This window comes from Rhizobium sp. BR 317 (genome assembly GCF_047445835.1).
Classification (GTDB): domain Bacteria; phylum Pseudomonadota; class Alphaproteobacteria; order Rhizobiales; family Rhizobiaceae; genus Rhizobium; species Rhizobium paranaense.
Genome location: NZ_JARWLB010000004.1, coordinates 249,989 through 276,888, shown reverse-complemented (window position 1 = coordinate 276,888; position 26,900 = coordinate 249,989). Strand labels below are relative to the sequence as shown.

General features: G+C 59.6%; 24 protein-coding genes. 16 read left to right on the top strand and 8 right to left on the bottom strand.

Going from position 1 to position 26,900, the window contains the following annotated elements; translation table 11 throughout:
* Positions 1-6: 6 nt before the first annotated feature.
* Positions 7-837 (top strand): TrmH family RNA methyltransferase, encoded by an 831-nt coding sequence (locus QD357_RS08735; protein ID WP_107108978.1) that lies wholly within the window; start codon positions 7-9, stop codon positions 835-837.
* Between the two features lie 24 nt (positions 838-861).
* Here the strand turns inward: QD357_RS08735 and QD357_RS08730 are convergent, their stop codons facing one another.
* Together QD357_RS08730 and QD357_RS08725 are read right to left on the bottom strand one after the other, a co-directional pair.
* On the bottom strand, positions 862-2,055 hold the full coding sequence (locus QD357_RS08730) for a hypothetical protein (RefSeq protein WP_107108977.1): 1,194 nt from the start codon (positions 2,053-2,055) through the stop codon (positions 862-864).
* Positions 2,056-2,245: 190 nt separating this feature from the next.
* Positions 2,246-2,857 carry a DUF1134 domain-containing protein gene (locus QD357_RS08725; RefSeq protein WP_245407496.1) on the bottom strand — a complete coding sequence of 204 codons (612 nt, stop codon included), beginning with the start codon at positions 2,855-2,857 and terminating at the stop codon, positions 2,246-2,248.
* Positions 2,858-3,163: 306 nt separating this feature from the next.
* Between QD357_RS08725 and chpT the strand changes: the two genes are divergently transcribed.
* Positions 3,164-3,811 carry a histidine phosphotransferase ChpT gene (gene chpT / locus QD357_RS08720; RefSeq protein ID WP_107108975.1) on the top strand — a complete coding sequence of 216 codons (648 nt, stop codon included), beginning with the start codon at positions 3,164-3,166 and terminating at the stop codon, positions 3,809-3,811.
* A gap of 209 nt (positions 3,812-4,020) precedes the next feature.
* The gene (locus QD357_RS08715) at positions 4,021-4,383 is read left to right on the top strand and encodes a response regulator (RefSeq protein ID WP_107108974.1); all 363 of its coding nucleotides are present in this window, start codon (positions 4,021-4,023) and stop codon (positions 4,381-4,383) included.
* 141 nt (positions 4,384-4,524) lie between these two features.
* Here the strand turns inward: QD357_RS08715 and ctrA are convergent, their stop codons facing one another.
* A complete protein-coding gene (gene ctrA / locus QD357_RS08710) occupies positions 4,525-5,226 on the bottom strand; it encodes a response regulator transcription factor CtrA (RefSeq protein ID WP_028751925.1) in 702 nt (233 codons plus the stop codon).
* A gap of 441 nt (positions 5,227-5,667) precedes the next feature.
* Between ctrA and QD357_RS08705 the strand changes: the two genes are divergently transcribed.
* Entirely contained in the window at positions 5,668-6,024 is a 357-nt protein-coding gene (locus QD357_RS08705; protein WP_028751924.1) for a flagellar export protein FliJ, read from the top strand.
* Between the two features lie 187 nt (positions 6,025-6,211).
* Here the strand turns inward: QD357_RS08705 and QD357_RS08700 are convergent, their stop codons facing one another.
* Positions 6,212-6,493, bottom strand: a complete 282-nt coding sequence (locus QD357_RS08700; RefSeq protein WP_107108973.1) for a GNAT family N-acetyltransferase — start codon at positions 6,491-6,493, stop codon at positions 6,212-6,214.
* A 171-nt stretch (positions 6,494-6,664) separates the two neighbouring features.
* Between QD357_RS08700 and QD357_RS08695 the strand changes: the two genes are divergently transcribed.
* Positions 6,665-7,156, top strand: coding sequence for a paraquat-inducible protein A (locus tag QD357_RS08695; protein WP_107108972.1), 492 nt, complete (start codon positions 6,665-6,667; stop codon positions 7,154-7,156).
* A 34-nt stretch (positions 7,157-7,190) separates the two neighbouring features.
* Here the strand turns inward: QD357_RS08695 and QD357_RS08690 are convergent, their stop codons facing one another.
* Together QD357_RS08690 and cysQ are read right to left on the bottom strand one after the other, a co-directional pair.
* Complete coding sequence (locus tag QD357_RS08690; protein WP_004107124.1) at positions 7,191-7,466, bottom strand: DUF1153 domain-containing protein; 276 nt, start codon at positions 7,464-7,466, stop codon at positions 7,191-7,193.
* A 230-nt stretch (positions 7,467-7,696) separates the two neighbouring features.
* On the bottom strand, positions 7,697-8,491 hold the full coding sequence (cysQ, locus tag QD357_RS08685; protein ID WP_107108971.1) for a 3'(2'),5'-bisphosphate nucleotidase CysQ: 795 nt from the start codon (positions 8,489-8,491) through the stop codon (positions 7,697-7,699).
* A gap of 327 nt (positions 8,492-8,818) precedes the next feature.
* Here cysQ and QD357_RS08680 point away from each other — a divergent pair, with 327 nt between their 5' ends.
* The 11 genes from QD357_RS08680 to QD357_RS08630 all read left to right on the top strand — a co-directional run bounded on the left by QD357_RS08680 (position 8,819) and on the right by QD357_RS08630 (position 22,378).
* Positions 8,819-10,069 (top strand): sarcosine oxidase subunit beta family protein, encoded by a 1,251-nt coding sequence (locus tag QD357_RS08680; protein WP_107108970.1) that lies wholly within the window; start codon positions 8,819-8,821, stop codon positions 10,067-10,069.
* 13 nt (positions 10,070-10,082) lie between these two features.
* On the top strand, positions 10,083-10,361 hold the full coding sequence (locus QD357_RS08675) for a sarcosine oxidase subunit delta (protein ID WP_107108969.1): 279 nt from the start codon (positions 10,083-10,085) through the stop codon (positions 10,359-10,361).
* Positions 10,358-13,315, top strand: coding sequence for a sarcosine oxidase subunit alpha family protein (locus tag QD357_RS08670; protein WP_107108968.1), 2,958 nt, complete (start codon positions 10,358-10,360; stop codon positions 13,313-13,315). The genes QD357_RS08675 and QD357_RS08670 overlap by 4 nt, the downstream gene beginning before the upstream one ends.
* Before the next feature lie 7 nt (positions 13,316-13,322).
* A complete protein-coding gene (locus tag QD357_RS08665; protein ID WP_107108967.1) occupies positions 13,323-13,877 on the top strand; it encodes a sarcosine oxidase subunit gamma in 555 nt (184 codons plus the stop codon).
* A 189-nt stretch (positions 13,878-14,066) separates the two neighbouring features.
* Positions 14,067-16,493, top strand: a complete 2,427-nt coding sequence (locus tag QD357_RS08660; protein WP_107108966.1) for a GcvT family protein — start codon at positions 14,067-14,069, stop codon at positions 16,491-16,493.
* A 305-nt stretch (positions 16,494-16,798) separates the two neighbouring features.
* Complete coding sequence (locus QD357_RS08655) at positions 16,799-17,701, top strand: branched-chain amino acid ABC transporter permease (protein ID WP_107108965.1); 903 nt, start codon at positions 16,799-16,801, stop codon at positions 17,699-17,701.
* A gap of 4 nt (positions 17,702-17,705) precedes the next feature.
* On the top strand, positions 17,706-19,097 hold the full coding sequence (livM, locus tag QD357_RS08650; RefSeq protein ID WP_107108964.1) for a high-affinity branched-chain amino acid ABC transporter permease LivM: 1,392 nt from the start codon (positions 17,706-17,708) through the stop codon (positions 19,095-19,097).
* A complete protein-coding gene (locus QD357_RS08645; RefSeq protein ID WP_107108963.1) occupies positions 19,097-19,972 on the top strand; it encodes an ABC transporter ATP-binding protein in 876 nt (291 codons plus the stop codon). Before livM ends, QD357_RS08645 begins: the two co-directional genes overlap by 1 nt.
* The gene (locus tag QD357_RS08640) at positions 19,969-20,697 is read left to right on the top strand and encodes an ABC transporter ATP-binding protein (RefSeq protein WP_107108962.1); all 729 of its coding nucleotides are present in this window, start codon (positions 19,969-19,971) and stop codon (positions 20,695-20,697) included. Before QD357_RS08645 ends, QD357_RS08640 begins: the two co-directional genes overlap by 4 nt.
* A gap of 24 nt (positions 20,698-20,721) precedes the next feature.
* On the top strand, positions 20,722-21,075 hold the full coding sequence (locus QD357_RS08635) for a DUF6867 family protein (RefSeq protein WP_107108961.1): 354 nt from the start codon (positions 20,722-20,724) through the stop codon (positions 21,073-21,075).
* 181 nt (positions 21,076-21,256) lie between these two features.
* A complete protein-coding gene (locus tag QD357_RS08630; protein WP_107108960.1) occupies positions 21,257-22,378 on the top strand; it encodes a branched-chain amino acid ABC transporter substrate-binding protein in 1,122 nt (373 codons plus the stop codon).
* Positions 22,379-22,554: 176 nt separating this feature from the next.
* Here QD357_RS08630 and QD357_RS08625 read toward each other — a convergent pair whose 3' ends face one another.
* Complete coding sequence (locus tag QD357_RS08625) at positions 22,555-23,472, bottom strand: response regulator transcription factor (protein WP_107108959.1); 918 nt, start codon at positions 23,470-23,472, stop codon at positions 22,555-22,557.
* A complete protein-coding gene (locus QD357_RS08620) occupies positions 23,465-26,854 on the bottom strand; it encodes an ATP-binding protein (protein WP_107109437.1) in 3,390 nt (1,129 codons plus the stop codon). The genes QD357_RS08625 and QD357_RS08620 overlap by 8 nt, the downstream gene beginning before the upstream one ends.
* Positions 26,855-26,900: the final 46 nt, after the last annotated feature.

Below are 26,900 nucleotides of genomic sequence, written 5' to 3'. Positions count from 1 at the left end.
TTTGGGATGACAGGCGACCGGCTGATCGAGATCACGCATCCCGACGATCCGCGCATCGCCGAATTTCGCGATATCCGCGAGCGTGATCTCGTGGGCCGCGACAACCGCTTCATTGCCGAGGGCACGGTAGTGCTGCGGCTTCTGGTCGAAGCGCACGCGGCCGGCGGAGAATTCGTCGCCGAAAAAGTGCTGCTGCTGCGCAACCGCGCCGCGGGGCTGGAAGAAATCATCGCTGCCTTTCCGCCTGACGTGCCGGTCTATGTTGCCGATGCCTCGGTGTTGGACGGCATTGTCGGTTTTCATCTGCACCGCGGCGTGCTGGCGCTCGGCCGGCGCAAGGCGGAAGCGGATATCGACGCCTTTCTCGATCGTTTGCCGGAGCGGGCGCTTGTTCTTGCGGGCTGCGGCATTTCCAATCACGACAATGTCGGTTCGATGTTCCGCAATGCCAGCGCCTTCGGGGCCGATGGGGTGCTGCTCGACGAGACCTGCTGCGATCCGTTGTACCGTAAGGCACTGCGCGTCTCTGTCGGTTCGGTGCTGACCGTGCCCTATAGCCGTCAATTGAGCGATGTCGATCTGCTGACTGCGCTCGCGGAGCGCGGTTTTGCCATCTGGAGCCTTTCTCCGCGCGGCGACACCGATATCCGTGCCGTTCCGCCAGCCGATAGGATGGCGCTGGTGGTCGGCACCGAAGGGGCGGGGTTGCCGCAGAAGATCCTGTCGGCCTTTGGCAGCTTGCGGATACCGCAGGCGCCGGGCCTCGACAGCCTAAACGTGGCAACGGCAAGCGGCATCGCGCTTTTCACGATGGCGTCGTTGATCAAACGCGTCTGAAATTTCCGTCCTTGTATCGAGCGCTCATGGCTGCTTGGGCAGCAGGGCGGCGGCACGGTCGGCAAGGCTGATGCGTGCGCCTTGCTCGGCGGCGGTCGTCTCCTTTGGCAGGAGATCGAGGATCGGAGATTTGTCGCCTTCCTTGAGGGCGGTCAGCGCCACCATGTTGGCGGCGATGTTGGCGATCTCTTCCCGCATGGCCTGATCATGCGAAGGCGAGCGTGATTTTAGCAGGCGGTCGGAAATGGCTGCAGCGCGGTTGCGCACTTCCTCCGTCATTTGAGCGATGTCGTCTTCCACGTTGTGTTCCGGTTCTGCTGCGTTGGCGTCATGATCATCAATGTCCACGATCCTCGGTCCGACCGGGGGCTTGGAGCCGTTGGTCTGTTTCCCTGGCGGAACAAGACCGGCGGCCCGCAGTGCGCGGCCGGCTTCCTCCGCCTCGGCACTGGCCGTTTCCAGTTTTTCCTTTAGGCGTGCCACGTCATGAACGTGGCGTTCGATCGCGGTTTCCTTATCGGCATTGTCCGCAATCTCGCGGTCCAGCCGCTCCTCGAGCCGTTGGGCCTTGTCGCTTCCCTGGCCCAGTCGCAATTCTGCATCCTTGGCGCGGAGGCTTGCAAGGTTCAGGTCGTGGCGCAGCGTGTCGCGCTCGTCCCGCATCGTTTTGAGACGAAGCTTCAGGCTCTCGATTTCGGTCTCGCGGGTGGCAAGATCAATCTTCAGATTGTCGGCGTCGGCGCCCATCTTGGTCATCCGCTTGCGCAGGCCATCGATGTCGGCATCCTTCACTGCTCCGACCTGTTCGGCGGTATGAATGCCGGATTTGAGCTGGCTGATATAGCTTTCCTCACGGCGCAGGCGCGAGCGCAGTTCACCGGCTTCGACCTCGAGATCGTCGATCCTAGTCCGCAATTCGGTGTTTTCGGCGGCGAAGCGACCGGCCTCCTGCTGGAGCTTGCCGTTGCGGATCTGCAGGGCGACGCTCTTGTCGCGCTCCTGCGTCAGCGCCTGCTCGGTCTTGGCGTTTTCGGCGGCGAAAAGGGCGCGCGCCATGTCCTTTTGCGCGCGTACTTCTTGCGGGCTCAGCGGCATGGTCGCTTTCAGCCGTTTTTCCGTGAACCAAACGATGCGGCGATGCACTGCGGGCGCGATCAGGAAGACCAGAAAGGCGGCGGTCAGAAAGCCCAATCCAAACAGTAGAGCGAATTCAATCACGGCGCAGCCAGTATCTAGGAGTTGTTTTCAATCTCAATACAGTGATTAAGCAAATGATTAAGCATGGGGCGGCCATGCGGGCAAGCATTTAAATCGGATATGGTTTACCGGCACCCCGGGCGTTCGCGACAAGAAAAGGCCCGCAATCTGTGCGGGCCAGGGGATGAATCGACGTGATATCGCCGGGGGATCAGAAGGGATTCCAGGTCGGGTTCGGCGTAACCTTGAGGTAGCCCAGGTTGACGCCGAGACGAGCGCCGAGGCCGGTGCGGATCGGCACCAGCACGATGTCGTTGTTCTTCAGCACGGTCATTCCGACGCCGGCGACGACGAAGGCCTGGCCGCTGACGCCGCCAAAGCGGGTGTAGACGCTGTCGATGTTCGGCAGGTCATAGACGAGCATCATGACGCGGGTGCCCTGGCCGCCGTAGTCGAGGCCGAGCGACGGGCCCTGCCAATAGAGCGGGTGCTCGCCGGCGTTCTTGGTGTTGAGCTGGCCTTCGCCATAGGTCAACCCAGCGATGAAGGCGCCGGAGCCTTCCTGGCCGAGGATGTAGCCGTTCGGCAGGCCGTATTGCTGAAAGGCCCGTTCGACCACCTTTGCGAGGCCGCCGCTGGTCGAGCCGAAGAAGGAATGACCGGCATCGACGATTTCCTGCATCGAATATTGGTTGTTGGCCGCGGCGGCGGCCGGACGCACCGGCAGCGCGAAGCTTACGAACGCAACGATGGCTAAGATCAGGCCAAGGCCGACCGTTCTCGTGCCGGGGCGGGGCATTCTCTTCAGGAGTTGATAGCGCATGACATTCATCCGTTCATCATGGTCGGTGCAATCGGGAGCGGATGCCCTGCGCATTCGCACGAACGCGCCGAGTGTACCTCGCTCCTCAGTCCAGACCGTTCCGCCCATGTTCCGCACCGCGAATCGCGTGCGCAAGGATCTGGTGGTGATGAATGCATTTTGCGGCGATCATCTTAACAATCGGTTTACCAAATATGGTGTCTTTATGGCGTGCGGTACGCCGCCTGCGGCAACCCTCGGGCAATCTTGCCGTGGCAACGTAGAATCATACTGCGTTCCGCCTAGTCAGCATTCAGGAGACAATGAATGTCGAAGAATCCGAACCTCACCTTGACCGGACCTGATCTGGCCGCGCTGCTATGCAGCCGCGTTTGCCATGACGTGATCTCCCCGGTCGGTGCGATCAACAATGGCCTGGAGCTGCTCGACGAGGGCGGTGCCGATGCCGATGCGATGGAGCTGATCCGCACAAGCGCGCTCAATGCCTCTGTCCGCCTCAAATTCGCACGCCTTGCCTTCGGTGCGTCCGGCTCGGTCGGCGCCTCGATCGACACGGGCGAAGCAGAACGCGCCGCCAAGGATTTTGCCGCCGCCGAAAAGAAGACCGAGGTCAGTTGGGTTGGTCCGCGCGCCATCGTTGCCAAGAACCGCGTGAAGCTGCTGCTCAATCTCTTTTTGGTCGCTTACGGCTCGATTCCGCGCGGTGGCAATATCGAGGTCACGCTGGAAAATCCCGAATTCGAGGCCAAGTTCACGATCATCGCCAAGGGGCGGATGATGCGCGTGCCGCCGAAATTCGCGGAAATCTGCTCGGGTGCGTTGGAAGAGGCGGTTGATGCCCATTCCATCCAGCCCTATTACACGGTGCTTTTGGCAGACGAGAGTGGCATGGAACTCTCCTATAACGCTACACCGGAAGAGCTGACGTTCACCGCGTCCATGCGCAGCGAATAAGCGCCATTACGCATGATTTATCTGATGATCCCGCCGCCGAATGTCCGGTGGCGGGATTATCTTTAGGTGTATCGCCGCCCTCGCACATTCTTTCGGTTGTTCGCGCAATTATGAATACAACGGTAACGATTCCTTAGCCTCGTGCGCCTATCGTCCCAATTTGAGGATGGCGCCAGATAGGTGGGCGGCCGTGCGTAAAGGAGTTGATGATGCAGCGATTCATGATTACGGACGCGTCGGATGTCGTGCGTAAGGTCGGCAAGCGGATTCTCTCCGAGCTCGATTTTCTTGTCAGCGAAGCCGCCGATGCCCGTGAAGCGCTGTCGCGGTGCCAGGCTGAAATCCCTGACTATCTGATCGTCGACGCCGGCATGGAAGGCGCCCTCGATCTCATTGCCAGCATCCGCGCCATGCCGGATGGCAAAGACGTCAAGATCTACTACTGTGTCGTCGAGGCGGATTTGCGCAAGCTGATGGCGGGCAAACGCGCTGGTGCCACCGATTTTCTGCTGAAGCCTTTCGACCGCAAGATCCTGACGGCGGTTTTCGGCAATCGGGCCATCGCGGCCTAATATCTGACGCCAGATATTGACGGAATGGACGACGGCCGCTTTTTGAGCGGCCTTATTTTTTGCATCTATGAGATAGGCAACAAAAAATCCCGCCGGAAGGGCGGGATTTTTGATGGTTCGGCGGTGATCGGGGAGGGCGGCTTAGGCGCTTTCGGCGAACTCGCTGCTGTCGGGCTCGCGCAGCACATAACCACGGCCCCATACGGTTTCGATATAGTTGGCGCCGCCGGCGGCGTTAGCGAGCTTCTTGCGCAGCTTGCAGATGAAGACGTCGATGATCTTCAGTTCCGGCTCGTCCATGCCGCCATAGAGGTGGTTGAGGAACATTTCCTTGGTGAGGGTGGTGCCCTTGCGGAGCGAAAGCAGCTCCAGCATCTGGTATTCCTTGCCGGTCAGATGCACGCGCTGGCCACCGACTTCGACGGTCTTGGCGTCGAGATTGACGATCAGTTCGCCGGTCATGATCACCGACTGGGCATGGCCCTTGGAGCGGCGAACGATGGCGTGAATGCGGGCGACCAGCTCGTCCTTGTGGAAAGGCTTGGTCATGTAGTCGTCGGCACCGAAGCCGAGACCGCGAACCTTGTCTTCAATACCGGCCATGCCGGAGAGGATCAGGATCGGTGTCTTGACCTTCGACAGACGCAGCGTACGAAGCACTTCGTAGCCGGACATGTCGGGAAGGTTAAGATCAAGTAGAATGATATCGTAGTCGTAGAGCTTTCCGAGATCGACGCCTTCTTCACCGAGATCGGTGGTGTAGACGTTGAAACTTTCGGATTTGAGCATCAGCTCGATGCTCTGCGCTGTCGCGCTATCGTCTTCAATGAGTAGAACCCGCATAATTATCCCCTTTACCGCCGCCGAAAGGTCGTCAGCCCCCTTACGCGATACCGATCAAATCACTGCCTGATTTGGAAGCTGCCACGGAATGGTTAACAAATTCTGATTCACTCTGGCAAGACGTATCGAATTTATTAAATAATTTTTCCATTCCACTGTTTTCCAATAATAATCAGCAAATATCTTTCCTAAGGTGTTGCATTAAGAAGACACGCTAAGTGATTCATTCGACTCACCAATGCCAACATCTCGAATTCCGATCGCGGCATTTACTGACCCTTAAATGATCGTCCCTATCATTAACGATGCCCGTAAACGAAAGGTTACCAGCGGTAGGTTTTTATTAAGATCGCTGGAAATTTTTTTAACCAAGCCGTTTCAAAGCGGTGCGGTGGGTCAACATATCGAGAGCCGGGGTCTCGCATCACGGGAGTAATGCGTATGAAGTCACGTGAGAGCCTAACGCGCCTGAAGGAGTTTCAGGTGAACGAAAAACGCCGTCAACTGCAGCAACTGCAGATGATGATGGCGGAATTCGACCGTATGACAAAGGATCTGGAGAGCCAGATCGTGCTGGAAGAGAAAAAGTCCGGCATTTCCGATCCGAACCACTTTGCCTATCCGACCTTTGCCAAGGCCGCACGTCAGCGCGCGGACAATCTGCAAGTGTCGATCCGGGAATTGCAGGTGCAGGAAGAGGCGCTGGAAACATCGCTGGAAGAAATGCAGGCCGAATATGCCAAGGCCGCAGCGCTCGAAGAGCGCGATGGCTCGGGCCCGATGAGGGCACGCGCCTGAATTAACCATTCTGTCGCCATGTCTTGATCCTCACATAGTTCCGTTCCGAAATCGGAACGATTTTTGGGATTATGCGAGAAGCGACGGAAGGCGGCTCGAAAGCCGTGCATGACTGGCCATGGTGGATGGCCGGCCATGCACGGCTTTTGGTGTTTTCAAAAGGAGATTCTCGATCTCCAGTGCGCGGCTACATATTCACCACATCGCGCCATTCTTCGTGGCGCTGGGCCTGCGCCTTGAAAAAAGGGCAGAGTGGAATGATCTTCCAGCCGCCATTGCGGGCCTCTTCGACGGCGTGAAGGGCGAGCGCCTGACCGACGCCCTTGCCGCGAAGCGCATCGGGAACACCGGTATGGTCGATGATGATCAGCTTGGGGGAGGCGCGCGAGAAGGTCATCTCGGCTTCGTGGCCCTCGACTGTCGCGACATAGCGTCCGCCCGATGCGTTGTCTTCGTTGCGGATGTCCATGATTGTCCTCTGACCTGCAATGTTTCGGTTCGACGTCGGTTAACGTCCTGTCTTAGGTCGATGCTAACAAACCTGTCGCCGCTGGCAAGCAGCGGTCGCTGAGGGTTGCCGCCGTTCGAAAAACGATTTTGATTTTCGGGCTTCTGCGCTATGCGGGCTGTGATAAGGGCGATGCAACCACTTGAGAGGTTTCAGGCACCAATGCGCAATCTGCAAGCTGTGCTTCTGGTCACTGTCCCGTTTCTGCTGGCTTTCGGCCTTGTGTTGCCGCTGGTCCGTCTCGAAAAGCTTTATTTCTTCAGCGATACGCCATCCTTGCTCGGCATCATCGCTTCCCTCTGGCAGACGGAAAACTATCTTCTTGCCGCCATTGTCGCGCTGGTCTCCGTGGCGCTGCCGATCTTGAAGACCGTGAGCCTTGCCGTTGAAGCGATGGGAACGCGGAGAAAAAGTGAGGGCGGGTTCTTTTTCGACCATATCGTGCCGCAGTTGGCGCGCTGGTCGATGGCGGACGTGCTGCTGGTGGCGATCGTCATTGCCGCCGCCAAGACCAGTGGGTTCGCCACTGCGTTTACGCAGCCGGGCCTATGGTTCTATGCGGGTTCCACCATGATTTCGGGCCTTCTTCATATCCTGTTGAGGAAGGAAAAAGGCCCGAAATAAAGATCAAACTGATGTCGCGTCGGTGTTGCAGCCGTCAGTGACGATACTGCTGTATGCGGGTCGTCCGCAGGCCGGCAAGACCATGGGTATTGATGGACGACTGCCAGGAGAGGAATTCTTCGACAGTGAGCGTATAACGCTCGCAAGCTTCTTCCAAGCTCAGCAGACCACCGCGCACCGCGGCGACAACCTCGGCCTTACGACGGATAACCCAGCGGCGCGTGTTCGGCGGCGGCAGGTCGGCGATCGTAAGCGGGCTGCCATCGGGGCCGATGACATACTTCACTCGGGGACGTATCATTTCGGTCATTGGACTCTCTACACATACTCAAGACCACGGGAGCCACTCTAACTTGCCACATTTAAAAATTGCCTAAGCGCTTGGTAACACTTTGATAATAATTTTAAGGAAAGCCGGCGCGAGCTGATTTGCGTGGTGATGGCGACGCAGAAAATCCGGCAATTCGCTGTTATCGCAACGGAAAAGCCGGTTGTTCTATGAGTTTTCGTCAGTGAAAACTTACGCTTCTGGAGTGGTGTTTAGGCGTCGACCAGGCTTTTCCCGCCGCCCCAGCAGATGAAATTGGGGTTGGCAAAATCGCTATCTTCGCTCTGATCGATCTTGCCGTAAGCAAGCGGGCGGCCATCGAGCGTGACGGTCGAGCCGCCTGCAGCGCGCAAAACTGCGTCACCGGCGGCCGTGTCCCATTCCATCGTGCGCGTGAAGCGCGGATAGACGTCGGCCTTGCCTTCGGCCAGCAGGCAGAATTTCAGGGAAGAGCCGATCGACGTGCAGGCGGTGACGGCATTTTCCGCCAGGAAACTATCCGTCTTCGGGCTGCTGTTGCAGCGGCTGGCGAGCGCCAGCAAATGCTCGGGCCGGGCGCGTACCGCGATTGCGGAACGGTCGGCAATGGTGAAATGGTCGGTGACGGCGAGCTTACGTGCCTTGCCGGCCTCGCCGGTGAAGGCAATGCCGAGCGCCGGCGCAAAGACGATCCCGGCGACCGGGACGCCATTCTGGATATAGGCGATATTGACGGTGAACTCGTCGCGATGTTCGATGAATTCGCGCGTACCGTCGAGCGGATCCACCAGGAAGAAAGGGCGGCCGCGAACGTCGGGAATCTTACCGGCAGACACCGATTCCTCGGCAACCGCGGGAATGGCCGGAAAGTCGCGCGTCAGATGTTCGAGAATAATGTGCTCGGCGCGTTCATCGGCAATGGTGACGGGACTCATATCCTGCTTCAAGGCGACGGCATAACCGGCACGGTAGACCTCCAATATGGCCTTACCTGCCTCAAGGGCCGCTTTTTCAAAGGTCGCGAGCATTCGCCTTGTCGTCTTTCCGCAGCTCGTCCGTGTTTCGAGCTTAAAGATATAATATTTAAGAGGTCTTCACTTCAAAATTTAGACCTCGTGCCGATCACGTTTCAACCGCCTAACGCTTGGATCGGGCTTCTGCAACGGGGGTTCGCATCCATGCGCCGTTGTCGACAACATCTCTGGGTGCCGCGTGTTCTTTAAGATACAGTGCCTCGCCTTGCTGCGCATTCGGGAAAGAACATGTTCTGTTTGCGAAGGTTTTCCGTCCTTTCCGGACTTGTCGTTTCTGCTGCATATGCAAATGTGTAGCCGCGTAGAGACCGGGATTGATACATGCGTTATTCGGCATATCAGCTTCTGAAGCAGGCGCTTTCAGGAAACCGTCATTGGCAGCCTGTCTGGCGAACTCCGGAGCCGAAATCGCATTATGACGTCATTATCGTCGGTGGTGGCGGGCATGGACTGGCAACGGCCTATTATCTCGCCAAGGAGTTCGGCATTACCAACGTCGCGGTCTTGGAAAAGAGCTATCTCGGCTCCGGCAATGTGGGCCGCAATACCACGATCATCCGCTCCAACTATCTCTTGCCCGGCAACGAGCCGTTCTATGAATTTTCGATGCAGCTTTGGGAAGGGTTGGAGCGGGATTTCAATTACAATGCCATGATCTCCCAGCGCGGTATCATCAATCTTTTCCACTCCGATGGGCAACGCGACGCCTATGCCCGGCGCGGCAATGCCATGCGGATGCACGGGGTCGATGCGGAACTGCTGAACCGCGATCAGGTCCGCAAGATGATGCCCTATCTCAATTTCGATCACGCGCGCTTTCCGATCCTGGGCGGGTTGCTGCAGGCGCGGGGCGGCACAGCGCGGCACGATGCCGTCGCCTGGGGCTATGCGCGCGGCGCCGACAGCCGCGGCGTCGATCTCATCCAGCAATGCGAGGTGATTGGCATTCGCCGCGAAGGTGGCGTGGTGACCGGTGTCGAGACCACGCGCGGCTTCATCGGCTGCAACAAGCTGGCGCTGGCGGCGGCTGGCCATACTTCTATTCTTGGGCGCATGGCGGATCTGGAACTGCCGATCGAAACCCATGTGCTGCAGGCGTTCGTCACGGAAGGGCTGAAGCCGGTACTCGATCACGTCATCACCTACGGCGCCGGCCACTTCTATATATCGCAGTCGGATAAGGGCGGTTTGGTCTTCGGCGCCGATATCGACTATTACAGCTCCTATGCTCAGCGCGGCAATCTCGCCACCGTCGAACATACGATGGAGGAGGGGGTGTCGCTGATCCCCGGCCTGTCGCGCGTCCGCGTGCTGCGTAGCTGGGGCGGGGTGATGGATATGAGCATGGACGGCTCGCCGATCATCGACCGCACGCCGATCGACAATCTCTATTTGAACTGCGGCTGGAATTATGGCGGCTTCAAAGCGACGCCCGCCTCCGGCTTCTGCTTCGCGCACCTGATCGCAAAGGGTGAAAGCCATGAGGTCAGCCGCCTCCTGCGCCTCGATCGTTTCGAACGCGGTTTTGTGATCGATGAAAGCGGCAAGGGTCCGCAGCCGAATCTGCATTGAGGGCACGAAACAAATGGCAAGCCTGATCACCTGCCCGCATTGCGGCACGCGCCCGAAAGAAGAGTTCACCATTCGCGGTTCTGCTTCCGCCGATCGTCCGGCGCCATCCGCACCGGATGAAGACTGGCATCGTTATGTCTATATCCGAGACAACGAGCGCGGGCGCATTCTCGAATATTGGCACCATGCGGCCGGTTGCCGCCGCTGGCTGATCGTCGACCGCAGCAATGTCACCCATGAGGTCTTCTCCGTCACCGATGCCGCGGACAAGGCGAAGGAGGCGGCGCAATGACGGCCTATCGCCTTTCTTCCGGCGGCCTCGTCAACCGCAGCCGGCCGCTTTCGTTCAAGTTCGACGGTAGGGAAATGAAGGGGATGGAGGGCGATACGCTCGCCGCAGCCCTTCTTGCCAACGACCAATTGCTCGTTGGCCGCAGCTTCAAATATCATCGTCCGCGCGGAATTCTGACGGCGGGCTCGGCCGAGCCGAACGCGCTGGTGACGATCGGTAAGGATGGGCGCGGGGAGCCGAATACACGCGCCACAGTCGCCGAACTCTATCAAGGCATGACCGCCGTCAGCCAGAACCGCTGGCCGTCACTGAAGTATGACATTGCCTCGTTCAATGGTCTCCTCTCGCCCTTCCTCGGCGCCGGCTTCTACTACAAGACCTTCATGTGGCCCTCGGCTTTCTGGGAAAAGGTTTATGAGCCGCTGATCCGCCGTGCCGCCGGTCTCGGCAAGACGGCGATGCGGGCCGATCCCGATCGCTATGAGAAGGCCTGGGCGTATTGTGATCTGCTGGTGATCGGTTCCGGCCCGGCCGGGCTGATGGCGGCGCTGACGGCTGCGCGCACGGGGCTCCGCATCATTCTTGCAGACGAAGGATTTCGTCTGGGCGGATCGCTGCTGTCGGAGAGATTGTCGATCGGCGGCGTCGCCGCGGATGTTTTCGTTCATGCGGCGCTCGACGAACTCCAGAGCTTCGAGAACGTCACTTTGATGCCACGCACGACGGTCTTCGGCTGGTACGACGACAATGTCTTCGGTGCGGTCGAAAAAGTGCAGAAGCATGTGGCGATGCCGTCGCCCGATCTGCCGGTCGAGCGTCTCTGGCGCATCGCCGCCAAACGCGCCATCCTGGCGACCGGCGCGGAAGAGCGGCCCCTGGTGTTTGGCGGCAATGACAGACCGGGCGTGATGATGGCTGGTGCGATGCGCAGCTATCTCAATCGCTATGGCGTTGTGGCGGGCCAGAAGGTGGCGGTGTTCACCAATGGCGGGTCCGGCTATCGCACGGCACTGGATCTGGCGGCGGAAGGCGTCGAAATATCGGCCATTATTGATACGCGCAGCGCCTCTTCAGATGTTGCGCCGCAGGGTGTTCGCATCATTCATGGCGGCACCGTACAGGCCACGAAGGGCCGGCATCGCATCAGCGGCGTGATTGCCGATCGTGGCGGCTTGGACGAATTTATCGCCTGCGATGCGCTTGCCATGTCCGGCGGCTGGTCGCCGATCATTCATCTTGCCTGTCAGCGTGGCGCAAAGCCGGTGTGGTCGGACGAGCAACAGGCCTTCATGGCGCCGACGGTCGGCGGCGAGATGGAGATTGCCGGATCGGCTGCGGGTATCGACAGTGTTTCCGGCTGTCTCGCCGATGGCGCTGCAAAGGCACGGTTGATCGTCCAAAGTCTCGGGCGCAGGGCGCAGGAGGCTGAGATGCCGGAGGTCGAAGGCGATTACGATCCGTCCTTTGCGGCCATCTGGCATGTGCCGGGCGCCAAGGACAAGGCTTTCGTCGACTTCCAGAACGATGTGCATGCGAAAGACTTGGGCTTGGCCCTGCGCGAAGGCTTTGGTCATGTGGAGCACGCCAAGCGTTATACGACGAGCGGAATGGCGACCGACCAGGGTAAACTCGGCAATGTCAACGCCGCCGGCCTCATCGCCGGCATGCGCGGCGTCAGCCCGGCGGCTGTCGGCACGACGACGTTCCGGCCTTTCTATACGCCCGTCTCCTTCGGTGCCCTGGCGGGTACGGCGCGCGATAAGCATGCGCAGCCGGTGCGGGAATCACCTCTGCATGGCTGGGCGAAGAAAAATGGTGCGACCTTCGTCGAAGCGGGCCTTTGGTATCGCTCCGCCTGGTTTGCGCGCCCGGGTGAGAAAGACTGGCGCGACAGCGTCGACCGCGAGGTGCTGAATGTCCGCAACAATGTCGGCCTCTGCGATGTCTCGACGCTCGGCAAGATCGAAGTGTTCGGCAAGGATGCGGCGGAGTTTCTCAACCGGCTCTATTCCAATACCTTTTTGAAACTGCCGATCGGCAAGGCGCGCTATGGGCTGATGCTGCGCGAGGACGGCATGGTGTTCGACGACGGGACGACGAGCCGGCTGTCGCCAAACCATTTCTTCCTCACCACCACGACCGCGATGGCTGGAGAGGTGATGGCGCATATGGAATTCTGCGCCCAGACCCTTTGGCCGCAGCTCGACGTGCGTTTCGTCTCCTCGTCGGATCAATGGGCACAGATGGCGATTGCTGGGCCGAAGGCGCGGCTGGTTCTGGAACAGATTGTCGAGGACGATATTTCCGACGCGTTCTTCCCGTTCCTTGCCGCCGCAGAAGTGATGCTGAAGGGCGGTTTGAAGGCGAGACTGTTCCGCATCTCTTTCTCCGGTGAACTGGCCTATGAGCTCGCCGTTCCCGCTGGCTATGGCGAGGCTGTGGCGGATGCCATTATGGAAGCGGGTAAGGCGCACAGTATTTGCGCTTACGGGGTTGAGGCGCTGAATGTGCTCCGCGTCGAGAAGGGGCATATCACCCACAATGAGCTGGATGGCCGCACCACGCCCGATGATGTAGGCCTCGGCCGGATGATGGCGACGCAGAAGCCGGATTTCATCGGCAAGCGGCTTTCGACCCGCTTTGGCCTGACCGCCGCCGATCGTGTCCAGCTCGTCGGGCTGAAGCCAGTCGATGCCACCAAGGAAATCCGGGCGGGTGCGCACCTCCTGAAAGAAGGCGCAAAGCCGTCGACGGCGAATGATCAGGGCCATGTTTCTTCCGCCTGCTTCTCACCGGTTCTTGGCCATTTCATCGCATTGGCCTTCCTGAAATCCGGCCGCGAGCGGATCGGTGAACATGTGATCGTCTGGGATGGGTTGCGCGGCGAGGAGGTGATTGCCGAGGTGTGCAATCCGGTCTTCGTCGATCCTGCCAACAAGAAGCTTTTGGGATGAGGGATCGATGAGCGTCGCATATCAGAACCGGCATGTGCTGGAAGACCACATCTCCGGCTTCGAGGCGGAACCCAATCCGAACCATCTCGCCGTCGTCCGCCGTCCCGTTATATTTTCCGTGCTCGCCCATGCGGGCCAGGAAGCCTGGACGTTGGCGGCGCTGAACGCCATGGCGGATATTTCGGTGCGCCAGGCGGGGCCGGGCGAGTGGCTGGTGGTGTCGGACGTGTTGGGAGCCGAGAGCCTGGCGCGTGATCTTGCGCTATTGGATGCCGGCCGCGTTTCCTTCTTCGAACAAAGCGACGGCCGTGTGCTGCTGCGCCTTTCGGGTCCGAGTGTCCGGCGTATTCTGGCGAAATGCGTGGCTGTGGACTTGCACCCGCAGGTCTTCGCCGAGGGGCGGTCGGCCAACATGCTGTGCTGCCACGTCAGCGCCAATCTGGCCCACACCGGCCCCTACCTTTTCGAGATCATCGTCCCTCGCTCCTATGCCGGAAGCGTCTTCGAGGAGCTGATGGAGATGGGGCGCGAGTTCGCCCTGACGGCAGGGTTTGCTGATTGAGCGGCTAAGGGCTTATGCGCCAGGAAATAAATGGCGCGATCCGAACAATTGTGATGGCGCAAACAGACATATCGGTTTCGCAGTTCGGGCTATTTGGCCTCACGGATAGTCTCTAGGCTGCCCTGCAAATACGGTCGGTTGGGCGGGGAAACTCTCGCCGACTTCGCGCCGAACACAGGGGATTTCGGGATGAAAAGCCATGCCAAGGTCGTCGTCATCGGCGGTGGGGTCGTCGGATGTTCGGTGCTTTATCATCTGACGAAATTCGGCTGGACGGATGTCGTGCTGCTGGAGCGCTCCGAGCTGACATCGGGTTCGACCTGGCACGCGGCCGGCGGCATGCACACGATCAATGGCGATCCCAACGTCGCCAAGCTGCAGAAATATACGGTCGAGCTCTACAAGGAAATCCAGGACTATTCCGGCCAGGATATCGGCCTGCACATGACGTCCGGCCTGATGCTGGCGGCGACGCCGCAGCGTTTCGACTGGCTGAAATCGATCCTCGCCAAAGGGCGTTACAACGGCCTGGAGGCGACATTGCTGACGCCGAAGGAAGCGCATGCGATGATGCCGCTTCTTGATCCCGACCAGTTCGTCGGCGCGCTCTATGATCCCGTCGAAGGTCATCTCGATCCCTATGGCACCACGCATGCCTATGCGCGCTCGGCAAAGAAGAACGGTGCAGAGATTTACCTGCACACCAAGGTCGAGGAGCTGGTGCAGCGCGAGGACGGTTCCTGGCGGGTGATGACCAATCAGGGCGAGATCGTCGCTGAGCATGTCGTCAATGCCGCCGGCCTCTGGGCGCGCGAGGTAGGCCGCATGGTCGGGCTGGAACTGCCGGTGCTTGCTATGGAGCACATGTATCTGATCACCGAGGACATGCCGGAGGTTGCCGACTTCAACAGGACGACCGGTAAGGAGCTGATGCACTGCGTCGATTTCGACGGCGAGATCTATCTGCGCCAAGAGCGGCAGGGCATGCTGATGGGCACATACGAAAAGGCTTGTCGCCCCTGGTCGCCGGTGACGACGCCCTGGGATTTTGGCCATGAGCTGCTGGCCGAGGATATCGAGCGCATCACGCCAGAACTCGAAGTCGGTTTCCGCCATTTCCCCGCCTTCAACAATGCCGGCATCAAGAAGATTATCAACGGCCCCTTTACCTTCTCGCCGGATGGCAATCCGCTGGTCGGGCCGGTGCGGGGGCTGACGAACTACTGGTCTGCCTGCGCGGTCATGGCCGGCTTCAGCCAGGGCGGCGGCGTGGGGCTGGCGCTTGCCAACTGGATGATCCATGGCGATCCCGGCTTCGACGTCTTCGCCATGGATGTCTCCCGTTACGGTGACTATGCGACGCTGGCATATACCAACGCCAAGGTGCGCGAGAACTATGCGCGGCGTTTCTCCATCCGCTATCCCAACGAGGAACTGCCGGCGGCACGGCCGCTGCTGACGACGCCGATCTACGACAAGCTCAAATCTGCTGGTGGCGTCTTCGGCGCATCTTATGGACTGGAACAGGCACTGTGGTTCGCGCCGGCGGGTGAAGCGGATGAGTTCTCCTGGCGGCGTTCCAATGATTTCGACGTGGTCGGCGCGGAGGCGAAGGCGGTGCGCGACAGCGTCGGCCTGATGGAGACCTCCGGCTTTGCCAAATATTCGGTCAAGGGACCGGGCGCGGAAGCCTTTCTTGATCGGCTGCTGGCCTGCCGTATTCCGGCCGTCGGCCGTATGACGCTGGCGCCGATGCTGAAGCATGACGGCAAGCTGATAGGCGACTTCACGCTCGCCAAACTGGGCGAGGGGGATTTCCTCGTCATAGGCTCCGGCATAGCCGAGGCCTATCATATGCGCTGGTTCGAGAGCCAATTGCCCAAGGACGGATCGGTAGAGCTGAAGGCGCTCGGTCTGTCGCTGCTTGGACTTTCGATCGCGGGGCCGAATGCGCGCAAGCTCTTGGAAAAGCTGACGCATCAGGATCTCTCCGCAGCCGCTTTTCCTTTCATGTCCATCCGCCGCATGGATCTCGGCATGGCGCCCGCCATCGTCGGCCGCGTCTCCTACACCGGCGATCTCGGTTATGAGATCTGGATGAAGCCGGAATATCAGCGCTACCTCTTCGATCTGTTGATGGAGGCGGGTGCCGAATTCGGTATCAAGCTCTTCGGTCTTAGGGCATTGAACGCGCTACGCCTCGACAAATCCTATGGCAGTTGGGCACGCGAATACCGCCCGCTTTATGGGCCGCTGGAGGCGGGGCTTGGCCGATTCGTGGCGCTATCCAAGGAGGCCGATTTCATCGGCAAATCGGTGGCGGCCAGGGAGAAGGCGGAGGGAGGGGCCTTGCGGCTGCGCACGTTTATTCTCGCAGCGAAAGATGCCGATGTTATCGGTGATGAGCCGATCTATCACAACGGCGCCGTCTGCGGCTGGGTGACCTCGGGCGGCTATGCGCACGCCTCCGGCGTCTCGGTCGCCGTTGGTTACGTGCCGAAAGAGATTGCCGACGAGACGCAGGGATGGTCGATCGAACTGCTCGGCGAAATACTGCCTGCGACATTGCAGTCGCAGCCGTTGTTCGATGCCGAAGGTGCGCGCATGCGCTCCTGACCGTCAGGTCTGAAGGGAAGAGAGCGGGCTTCTCAGGAGCCCGTTTCTGAAGAGATTTTTTTGACCGAAATACACAGGCGGATTGTCTTGGCTATTTTTGAGCCAGAGAATGCTGTTTTTCTATCTTTTCTGGCTCGAATTGCGTCATTGCGCCGCCTTTTGAAAAGATTTTGTCAATTTCCTGCCTTTTTGGCTTCACATTTCCTTCGAAAACAGTATGGAATCGCCCCTACGGGCCCTCTTGAAGGAAACCCTAACCAATAAGAGATGCGGTCGATGAACTCCGCATCCAGGGGAAATGACATATGGATTATTTTATCCAGCAGCTCCTTAACGGGCTGACTCTCGGGTCAATTTACGGCCTGATCGCCATTGGCTATACCATGGTTTACGGCATCATCGGCATGATCAACTTTGCTCATGGCGACGTGTTCATGCTCGGCGGATTCGCCGCTCTTATCACTTACCTGGTTCTCGTATCGCTGTTTGCAGGACTGCCGGTGGCAATCATGCTTCTGGTGATGCTCATCGTCGCCATGTTGATGACGAGCCTGTGGAATTGGGTGATCGAGCGTGTCGCTTATCGGCCGCTGCGCGGTTCGTTCCGCCTGGCGCCGCTGATCACCGCGATCGGCATGTCGATCGTGCTGTCGAACTTCATCCAGGTCGCACAGGGCCCGCGCAACAAGCCGATCCCGACGCTGGTGGGCGATGTCTACAACATCGGCGGCGTATCGCTGTCGTTGAAGCAGATCATCATCTTCATCTGCACGGTCGTTCTGCTCGCTGCTTTCTGGTATCTGGTCAACAAGACCGCGCTTGGCCGCGCCCAGCGCGCCACGGAGCAGGATCGCAAGATGGCGGCACTGCTTGGCATCAATGTCGACCGCACCATTTCCGTCACCTTCATCATGGGCGCAGCGCTCGCCGCTGTCGCTGGCACGATGTACCTGATGTATTATGGTGTCGCCAACTTTACCGATGGCTTCGTTCCCGGTGTCAAGGCGTTCACCGCGGCCGTTCTCGGAGGCATCGGCTCGTTGCCGGGTGCCGTTCTCGGCGGACTGATGATCGGTTTCATCGAGTCGTTCTGGTCGGGCAATTTCGCTATCGCGTACAAGGATGTCGCGACCTACGGCATCTTGGCCTACGTGTTGATCTTCAAGCCGACGGGTATTCTCGGACGGCCGGAAGTCGAAAAGGTATAACGCCATGGCAAGTTCAAATTTCGTTCCAGGCAAGACCGCGCCCGGCCTTGTCCAGAAAGGGCTTACCGACGCCCTTTGGACAGCGCTCATCGCATTCGGCATGTTCGTGCTCTATATCGGCCTGAAGACCGAGCAGAATATCGACAACCAGTTGATCATCATTCAGCGCTGGGGCCTGTTGGCATCCATCGTCGCGATCGCTGCAGTCGGCCGTTTCGTCATGACGGTGTTCGTACAGCCCAATCTGGCGGCCATGAAAGCCGCCAAGGCGAAGGCTCCGCCCGTCGAAGCCGAACCCGGCTTCATCTCGAAGAACTTTAACGCGATAGCGCTGGTCTTCCTGCTCGTCTATCCGCTGTTGGCGCTGGCGCTTTTCGGTGCGCAGGGATCGTTGACCTATGTCGACAATTTCGGCATCCAGATCCTGATCTATGTGATGCTTGCCTGGGGCCTGAACATCGTCGTCGGTCTCGCCGGCCTGCTCGACCTCGGTTACGTCGCCTTCTATGCGGTCGGAGCTTATTCCTACGCGCTTCTGTCGACGCATTTCGGCCTGTCCTTCTGGATCCTGCTGCCGTTGTCTGGCATCTTCGCCGGGTTGTGGGGCATGATCCTCGGCTTCCCGGTGCTGCGCCTGCGCGGCGACTATCTGGCCATCGTGACGCTGGCTTTCGGTGAAATCATCCGGATCGTCATCACCAACTGGACGGATCTTACCCGCGGCAGTTTCGGCATTTCCAACATCACCAAGGCCTCGCTGTTCGGATTTTATACCTTCGATCTCAAGGATCCGCACAACGTCATCAAGACTTTCGGCCTGCCGATCTCGTCGGCCTGGTACAAGATCTTCCTGTTCTACGTCATCCTGGCGCTCTGCATGCTGACCGCCTATGTGACGATCCGGCTGCGGCGGATGCCGATCGGCCGCGCCTGGGAAGCCTTGCGCGAAGACGAAATCGCCTGCCGCTCGCTCGGCATCAATACGGTGACGACGAAGCTGACGGCATTCGCCACCGGCGCGATGTTTGGCGGCTTCGCCGGCTCGTTCTTTGCCGCGCGTCAGGGCTTCGTCTCGCCGGAATCCTTCGTGTTCCTCGAATCGGCTGTCATCCTGGCTATCGTCGTGCTTGGCGGCATGGGTTCGCTGAAGGGCATCGCCATCGCCGCGATCGCCATGGTGGGCGGCACGGAATTGCTGCGCGACATGGGCTTCCTCAAGATAATTTTCGGTGCTGATTTCACCCCGGAACTCTACCGTATGCTGATTTTCGGGCTCGCCATGGTGGTCGTGATGATCATCAAGCCGCGCGGCTTCGTCGGCACGCGCGAGCCGACCGCCTTCCTCAAGGAGCGGAAAGCGGTCTCCGGCAGCTTTACAAAGGAGGGCCACGGCTGATGAACGCTGTGACCGCAATCCCCGACGACATCCTGCTGAAGGTCGATCACCTGTCGATGAAGTTCGGCGGCCTGATGGCGATCAACGACTTCTCATTCGAGGCCAAGCGCGGCGATATTACCGCGCTGATCGGACCGAACGGCGCCGGCAAGACCACTGTGTTCAACTGCATCACCGGTTTCTACAAGCCGACGATGGGGATGATTACGCTCAATCAGAAGAGTGGCAAGCAGTTCCTCCTGGAGCGGCTGCCGGATTTCCGGATCACGCGCGAAGCCAAGGTGGCGCGCACATTCCAGAACATCCGCCTGTTCTCGGGCCTGACCGTGCTTGAAAACCTGCTGGTCGCGCAACACAACAAGCTCATGCGCGCGTCCGGCTTTACCGTGCTTGGTCTGCTCGGCATCGGCAAATATCGCGCCGAGGCCAAGAATGCCATCGAGCTGGCACGCTTCTGGCTGGAGAAGGCCGATCTTGTCGATCGCGCCGACGATCCGGCCGGCGATCTTCCGTACGGCGCGCAACGTCGTCTGGAAATTGCCCGTGCCATGTGTACTGGCCCCGAACTCCTATGCCTGGACGAGCCGGCCGCCGGTCTCAACCCGCGCGAGTCGCTGGTGCTCAACGAATTCCTGCGCAGCATTCGCAAGGATGCCGATACGTCGATCCTTCTGATCGAACACGACATGTCCGTGGTGATGGAAATCTCCGACCATGTCGTCGTGCTGGAATACGGACAGAAGATTGCCGATGGTACGCCGGATGAGGTCAAGAACGATCCGAGAGTGATCGCGGCCTATCTGGGTGTCGAAGATGAAGAAGTGGAAGAGGTGATTGCCGAAGTCGAGCACCTCCAAGAGGGCGAACATCGATGACGGGGCAACCGCTTCTGAAAGTTGAAGGCGTCGAAACCTATTACGGCAATATCCGCGCCCTTGCCGGCGTAAATGTTGAAGTCAACAGCGGCGAAATCGTCAGCCTGATCGGCGCCAACGGTGCCGGCAAGTCGACATTGATGATGACGATTTGCGGCAGCCCGCAAGCCCGCACTGGTTCGGTGACCTTCGACGGCCGCGACATTACCCACATGCCGACCCATGAGATCGCCCGGCTGCGTATCGCGCAGTCACCCGAGGGGCGGCGCATCTTCCCGCGCATGACGGTCTATGAAAACCTGCAGATGGGTGCGAGCCTCGACAAGCTCAAATATTTCAATGAGGACGTCGAGAAGATCTTCACCCTGTTTCCACGCTTGAAGGAGCGTCAGTCGCAGCGTGGTGGTACGCTGTCGGGCGGCGAGCAGCAGATGCTGTCGATCGGCCGTGCGCTGATGGCGCGCCCGAAGCTGCTTCTGCTCGACGAGCCGTCGCTCGGCCTCGCGCCGCTGATCGTCAAGGGCATTTTCGAAGCCATCAAGGTTCTGAACAAGAGCCAGGGGCTCACCGTCTTCCTGGTCGAGCAGAACGCTTTTGCGGCCCTGAAGCTTTCCGACCGCGCCTATGTCATGGTCAACGGCCGGGTGACGATGAGCGGCTCCGGCCAGGAACTGCTCGCCAATCCGGAAGTGCGTTCCGCCTATCTCGAAGGCGGTCACCATTGAGCCCCGTTCTGCGGAGAATTTGATATGCAAGGACTTTTCTTCGAAAGCGATAGCGGCGGGCGCCTCGTCATTCGTGCCATTATCGTTTTTTTGGGTTTCTGGACGGCATGGCGTGCCGGCCGCGCTGTGGCGAGCAACTGGAACTCGTATCCGCTGGCGGTGATCTATACGTTCCTGATCGGCCTCGGGCTGCAATTCCTGCATCATGCGCTGTTCAACGGTCCGGTTTTCGACCTCGGCAACTATATCCTCGATGTGGTTCTTCTCCTTATTTTCTCGACGGCTGGGTATCGTTATCGCCGCACCTACCAGATGGTGAACAACTACTATTGGCTGTATGAAAAAACTTCTGCCTTCTCGTGGAAGAAGAAGAATTGACAGTGCGCCGAAACTAGGCTCAGTCTGAACACAAGGTGGGCTTGATCCTATCCAAAACAGCTCGACACTTTCGGGATCATGCCCTCCAGACTTCGAAATACAAGCTTACCGGCGCGATGATTGGTGGGTATTGCGCACGGCAAATCAAACGGAACCCGCTCAAAAAATTGGGAGTAACAATATGAAGAAGTATCTTCTGTCGGCCGTGGCTCTGTCGGCGATGATCGCGCTTAGCGGCGTTGCGAAGGCTGACATCATCGTTGGCGTTGCAGGGCCTCTGACGGGTGCAAACGCGGCTTTCGGCGCTCAGCTCCAGAAGGGTGCTGAACAGGCGGTTGCCGACATCAACGCGGCCGGCGGCATCAACGGTGAAAAGATCAAGCTCGAACTCGGCGACGACGTTTCCGACGCCAAGCAGGGCGTTTCGGTTGCCAACAAGTTCGTCGCTGATGGCGTGAAGTTCGTTGTCGGTCACTTCAACTCGGGCGTTTCCATCCCGGCTTCTGAAGTTTACGCCGAAAACGGCATCCTGCAGATCACCCCGGCTTCCACCAACCCGGTTTTCACCGAACGCGGCCTGTGGAACACCTTCCGTACCTGCGGCCGTGACGACCAGCAGGGTGCAGTTGCCGGCAAGTACATTTCCGACAACTTCAAGGGCGCCAAGGTTGCCGTCGTTCACGACAAGACCCCGTATGGCCAGGGCCTTGCCGACGAAACCAAGAAGAACCTCAACGCCGCTGGCGTGAAGGAAGTTCTTTATGAAGGCATCACCCCCGGCGACAAGGACTACTCGGCCCTCATCGCCAAGATGAAGAACGCCGGCGTCGACTTCGTCTACTACGGCGGTCTGCACACCGAAGCTGGCCTGATCATGCGTCAGATGGCCGACCAGGGCGTCAAGGCTCACTTCATGTCCGGTGACGGTATCGTCTCGAACGAACTTGCTTCGATCGCCGGCGATGCCGTTGACGGCACGCTGATGACCTTCGCGCCGGATCCGCGCAAGAACCCGGCTTCCAAGGACCTGGTCGCCAAGTTCCGCGCTGCCGGCTATGAGCCGGAAGGCTACACGCTCTATGCGTATGCTGCCATGCAGGTCATCGCCGACGCCGCAAAGGCTGCCGGATCTAGCGACCCGATGGCTGTTGCCGACGCGCTGAAGGCAAAGGGCCCCTACAAGACCGCCATCGGCCAACTCGGCTTCAACGAAAAGGGCGACATCACCCGTCCGGACTACGTGATGTACAAGTGGTCCAAGGGTTCCGACGGCAAGTACAACTACGCCGAAATCGAAAAGTAATCATCCGTATCGTCGGCTTACCGGCGGTGCGTTCGAACTGGAAGCCCGGTCATTGACCGGGCTTCTTTGCGTTCAGGCGGTAACGACGGCATTTCCGTGGTTTTTCGGAGGGCGCAAGCTGTTGGATCGAGAGGCCTAATTCCTTCCCTCCGCCATGCGGTGGAGGATGACCTCAGTTACATCTCATGCAGCACATGCGCTGCCTTTACCGCCGCGGATGCTCGGTTTTCGACGCCGAGCTTCACATAGATCTGCTCCAGATGTTTGTTCACCGTGCGGGCGGACAGTCCCAAGATTTCGCCGATATCGCGGTTTGATTTGCCTTTGGCGATCCAGAGCAGCACTTCGGATTCGCGCTGGGTGAGCGCGAAATGCTGACGCAGCACGCCGTCATCGGCGCGCTGGTTGGTGGCGGTCAGGCGAAAGAGATATTCGTCGGGGCCGATCGCGCCGAGGAAGGCGAGCTGCAGAGCGGCCTGACTGCCGTTGTTGATGGAAAATGGGTTGTCGCGCCCGAAGCCTGGCCGTTCGCGCATGAAGGCGGCGATGTGTTTCGCCACGAGATCGAGGCCGTCGTCGCTGCCGGTGGCGGCATTGACGAGGCGCGTCGCTTGCGGTGTCGACCAATGGATAGCGCCATCGCCTTTGACCGCCAAGAGGTGCCGGCCGGCGGCGTCGAGCGCCACCCTGGCGCTCTGGGCAGAGCGGGCATTGCGCAGATGGACGCGGATGCGGGCGCGCAGTTCGTCGACGTTGATCGGCTTGGTGAGGTAGTCGACGCCGCCGGATTCCAGCGCATGCACCACATGCTCGGTTTCGGTCAGTCCGGTCATGAAGACCACGGGCACCTGCGCGACGCCGGCATTGGCCTTGAGCCGCCGGCAGGTCTCGAAACCGTCCATGGACGGCATCACGGCATCGAGCAGGATCAGGTCCGGCGTGATGCGATCGACGATGTTCAGCGCTGCCTGCCCCGATGTCGCGATCAGCACGGAGAAGCCCGATTGCTCCAGGGCGTCGGTCAGGAATCCGAGCGCCTCCGGCGAGTCGTCCACGAGCAAGACTATGTCGCGGGGAAGGGCGGTCTCAGCCAATCGGTTCTACCTTTTCATTGTCGAATCTGCGCAGGAAATCCAGGAAACCGGCGAGATCGAAGGCTTGGACATAGGTGCGCAGAGCGTCGGTGAAGGGTTGGTTTTCGTCCAGCTTGGCAAGGTCCGCGAGCTTCGCTTCGATGCCTCTGACGTAGCCGATCTCGCCAAGCCGCATCAACTCGCGCACATGCTCTATCCCCGGGCTTTTCATCTGTAGGGCGGGTTTCGGCAGGACGGGGACGGAGCCGTCGGCATAGACCCATTTCAGGCCGAGATGCAGCGCGAGCTTGTCGCGAAGCTGGCGGATATCGATCGGCTTGGCGATGGCGTCATTATGGCTGTGGTCACTGTCCTTGGCGGCGGCACCGTCGCCGATATTGGCCGACAGCATCAGGATCGGCGCCATCTGGCCGCTCTCCCTGAGGCGCGAGACCAGTTGCCAGCCGTTCATGCCCGGCATGGAGATGTCGACCAGGAAAAGATCCGGTTTGATGCCTTCGATCAGCGTCAGGCAGTCCGGTCCGCCATTGGCCGTCAGCACGATGAAATCGAGCGGCGACAACACTTCGCGCATCAGTTCGCGATGATCCTCATTGTCATCGACGACGACGATGGTGCGGCGCGGGCCTTCATAGCTGACGATGCGCTGTTCCTGCGCCGGTGGCTTCATCGGCCGGATCACCGCCGACAGCATCAGCCGCACCTTGAAGGTCGAGCCCCTGTCCTTTTCGCTGACGACGGAGACTTCGCCGCCGAGCGTATTGGTGAGCAATCGGGTGATGGTCAGCCCCAGGCCAAGGCCCGGCATCGGGCGGACGCTGTCGGCCTCGCCACGTTGGAAGGGCTCGTAGATGCGGGTGAGGTCCTTTTCGGCGATGCCGCGGCCGGTGTCGGCGATGGTGAAGCTAGCGACCTGGCTGCGATAGCCGACCTCGAAGCGCACGCTGCCCGTATCCGTGAACTTGATGGCGTTGGAGAGCAGATTGACGAGGATCTGTCGCAGCCGTTTTTCGTCGGTGCGGACATAATCGGGCAGGGCAGCGGATCGCTCATGGACGAAAGCGAGACCCTTGGCCTGTGCCTGCGGGTGGAACATGTCGACGATCTGGTCGAGAAAATCCTGAATGTTGATCTCGTTGGAATAGACCTGCAGCCGGCCGGCCTCGATCTTGGAAATATCCAGCAGCCCGTCGATCAGACCGGAAAGATGTTCGGCGCTGCGGCGGATGACCTTCAGCGAGGATTGCCGCGGCGCCGGGATAGTCTCGTCGCGCTCGAGGATCTGGGCATAGCCGAGCACGGCATTGAGTGGCGTGCGCAATTCGTGGCTCAAGCCGACGACGTAGCGGCTCTTGGCGCGGTTGGCGGCTTCTGCGGCCTCCTTGGCACTCTGCAAAGCCGCGTCCGTCTTCTTATGTGCGGCAATTTCCTTGAGCAGCAGCGTGTTCTGGCGCGAGGATTCTTCCTCGGCGACGACCCGGCTGTCATGGGCGAGCACATAGAACCAGCAGACGACACCGGCAATGACGGCGAAGACGAAGAAGACGATCAGGATGGTGCGGTCGACCACCGCTGCGGTTTCCGGCGAAGCGGAGCCGACCTGATGCGCGATCATCGCCAGGATGGCGCCCACGGCCGTCAACGCCACCACAACAGCAATGCCATAACGGCCGAGACGGGTAGCAAGCTTGGCGACGACGGTCTCCGGCAGCAGGGTCTTGGCGACGGTGCCGACCTGCGTGTTGAGCCGCGCCTTCGGCTTGCACATGTCGTGGCAACGGCTGTCGAGCGAACAGCAGAGCGAGCAGATCGGCGCGGCATAGGCCGGGCACCAGGCCATATCCTCTGGCTCGAAAGGATGTTCGCAGACGGAGCAGGTGATGGTGGTCAGGCGCTTCCAGCTTTGGCGCGGCTTGCGAGCGAGGTAGAATTTGCCCTTGGTTGCCCAGGCGAGCGTGGGCGAGGCGATGAAGGCAATGACTAAGGTGATATAGGGAGCGAGCGAGGCGGCAACCGCACCGAGGACACCGAAATGGGCGATGAGGGCAATCGTCGCCGAGAGCGCCATGGCGCCTAAGCCAACTGGATTGATGTCGTAGAGATGGGCGCGCTTGAACTCGATGCCGGGAGGGGCAAGGCCGAGCGGTTTGTTGATGAAGAGATCGGCGGAAATCGTGCAGAGCCAGGCCATGGCGATGATCGAAAAGATGCCGAGGGTTTCCTCCAGCAGCTTATAGATGCCGAGTTCCATCAAGAGCAGGGCGATGGCGACGTTGAAGACCAGCCAGATGACGCGGCCGGGATGGCTGTGGGTCAGCCGAGAAAAGAAATTCGACCAGGCCAGCGAGCCGGCATAGGCGTTCATCACATTGATCTTAAGCTGTGAGACCACGACGAAAGCGGCCATCAACAGCAGCGCGGCGTTGTGCCAGGGGATCATATAGCCGAAGGCGGTCAGATACATCTGCGCCGGGTCGGCGGCGCGATCGGCGGGGACACCGGAACTCAACGTCAGCACGACGAGGAAGGAGCCGGCCAGTAGCTTCAGTGCACCGATGATCACCCAGCCGGGACCGGCAAGAAAGATCACCAGGTGATGCCGCCATTTACGACGGCCTTCCGGCGGCAGGAAACGCAGAAAATCGGCCTGCTCCCCGATCTGCGACATCAGCGCCAGGATCACGGCGGAAGCGGCACCGAATTCCACGAGATCGAAGGGAGCGGCGGTTCCGGACGCACCTGATGCATGATGTATGCCCGCAAAGGCACGCCAGAGATCGAATTTTCCCCAATCTGAAAAGGCGATGAAGACGAAGGGCAGGATATTGAGGACGATCCAGAACGGCTGCGTCAACAACTGAAACCGGCTGATCAGACGGACGCCATGGGTCACCAACGGAATAACCATGACGGCGCTGACGATATAGCCGATCCACAGGGGTATCCCGAGCGTCAGCTCCAGCGCTCCCGACATGATGGACGCCTCGATGGCAAACAGCATGAAGGTGAAGCTGGCATAGATCAGCGAGGTGATGGTCGAGCCGATATAGCCGAAGCTCGCGCCGCGCGTCAGCAGGTCGATATCGACCCCATGGCGGATGGCGTAGCGGCTGATCGGCAGGCCGATCGCGAGCATGGCGATGCTGGCAACGATGATGGCATAGAAGGCGTTGGTCGTACCGTAAGAGAGCGTAATGGCGCCGCCGATCGCCTCCAGCGCCAGAAAAGAGATGGCGCCGATCGCCGTCTGCGAGATGCGCTGTGACGAAAATTGCCGGGCGCTTTTGGCGGTGAAGCGCAGCGCATAGTCTTCCAGCGTCTGGTTCGCGACCCAGCGGTTATATTCGCGTCTCACCGGAATGATGCGTTGCCGCGCCGCCATGCCCATCCTTCAGCAGTCTTTCCAAGTCTAGCCGATGTCGTAACAC

Bases quoted from the DNA above. Each gene is read 5' to 3' on its own strand.
- QD357_RS08690 (WP_004107124.1), bottom strand. From the start codon at position 7,466: ATGACCGAAATGATACGTCCCCGAGTGAAGTATGTCATCGGCCCCGAT.
- QD357_RS08670 (WP_107108968.1), top strand. From the start codon at position 10,358: ATGACGGCCTATCGCCTTTCTTCCGGCGGCCTCGTCAACCGCAGCCGG.
- QD357_RS08635 (WP_107108961.1), top strand. From the start codon at position 20,722: ATGCAAGGACTTTTCTTCGAAAGCGATAGCGGCGGGCGCCTCGTCATT.
- cysQ (WP_107108971.1), bottom strand. From the start codon at position 8,491: ATGCTCGCGACCTTTGAAAAAGCGGCCCTTGAGGCAGGTAAGGCCATA.
- QD357_RS08660 (WP_107108966.1), top strand. From the start codon at position 14,067: ATGAAAAGCCATGCCAAGGTCGTCGTCATCGGCGGTGGGGTCGTCGGA.
- QD357_RS08640 (WP_107108962.1), top strand. From the start codon at position 19,969: ATGACGGGGCAACCGCTTCTGAAAGTTGAAGGCGTCGAAACCTATTAC.
- QD357_RS08725 (WP_245407496.1), bottom strand. From the start codon at position 2,857: ATGCGCTATCAACTCCTGAAGAGAATGCCCCGCCCCGGCACGAGAACG.
- QD357_RS08695 (WP_107108972.1), top strand. From the start codon at position 6,665: ATGCAACCACTTGAGAGGTTTCAGGCACCAATGCGCAATCTGCAAGCT.
- livM (WP_107108964.1), top strand. From the start codon at position 17,706: ATGGCAAGTTCAAATTTCGTTCCAGGCAAGACCGCGCCCGGCCTTGTC.
- QD357_RS08675 (WP_107108969.1), top strand. From the start codon at position 10,083: ATGGCAAGCCTGATCACCTGCCCGCATTGCGGCACGCGCCCGAAAGAA.
- QD357_RS08735 (WP_107108978.1), top strand. From the start codon at position 7: ATGACAGGCGACCGGCTGATCGAGATCACGCATCCCGACGATCCGCGC.
- ctrA (WP_028751925.1), bottom strand. From the start codon at position 5,226: ATGCGGGTTCTACTCATTGAAGACGATAGCGCGACAGCGCAGAGCATC.
- chpT (WP_107108975.1), top strand. From the start codon at position 3,164: ATGTCGAAGAATCCGAACCTCACCTTGACCGGACCTGATCTGGCCGCG.
- QD357_RS08705 (WP_028751924.1), top strand. From the start codon at position 5,668: ATGAAGTCACGTGAGAGCCTAACGCGCCTGAAGGAGTTTCAGGTGAAC.
- QD357_RS08655 (WP_107108965.1), top strand. From the start codon at position 16,799: ATGGATTATTTTATCCAGCAGCTCCTTAACGGGCTGACTCTCGGGTCA.
- QD357_RS08715 (WP_107108974.1), top strand. From the start codon at position 4,021: ATGCAGCGATTCATGATTACGGACGCGTCGGATGTCGTGCGTAAGGTC.
- QD357_RS08700 (WP_107108973.1), bottom strand. From the start codon at position 6,493: ATGGACATCCGCAACGAAGACAACGCATCGGGCGGACGCTATGTCGCG.
- QD357_RS08645 (WP_107108963.1), top strand. From the start codon at position 19,097: ATGAACGCTGTGACCGCAATCCCCGACGACATCCTGCTGAAGGTCGAT.
- QD357_RS08620 (WP_107109437.1), bottom strand. From the start codon at position 26,854: ATGGCGGCGCGGCAACGCATCATTCCGGTGAGACGCGAATATAACCGC.
- QD357_RS08665 (WP_107108967.1), top strand. From the start codon at position 13,323: ATGAGCGTCGCATATCAGAACCGGCATGTGCTGGAAGACCACATCTCC.
- QD357_RS08680 (WP_107108970.1), top strand. From the start codon at position 8,819: ATGCGTTATTCGGCATATCAGCTTCTGAAGCAGGCGCTTTCAGGAAAC.
- QD357_RS08630 (WP_107108960.1), top strand. From the start codon at position 21,257: ATGAAGAAGTATCTTCTGTCGGCCGTGGCTCTGTCGGCGATGATCGCG.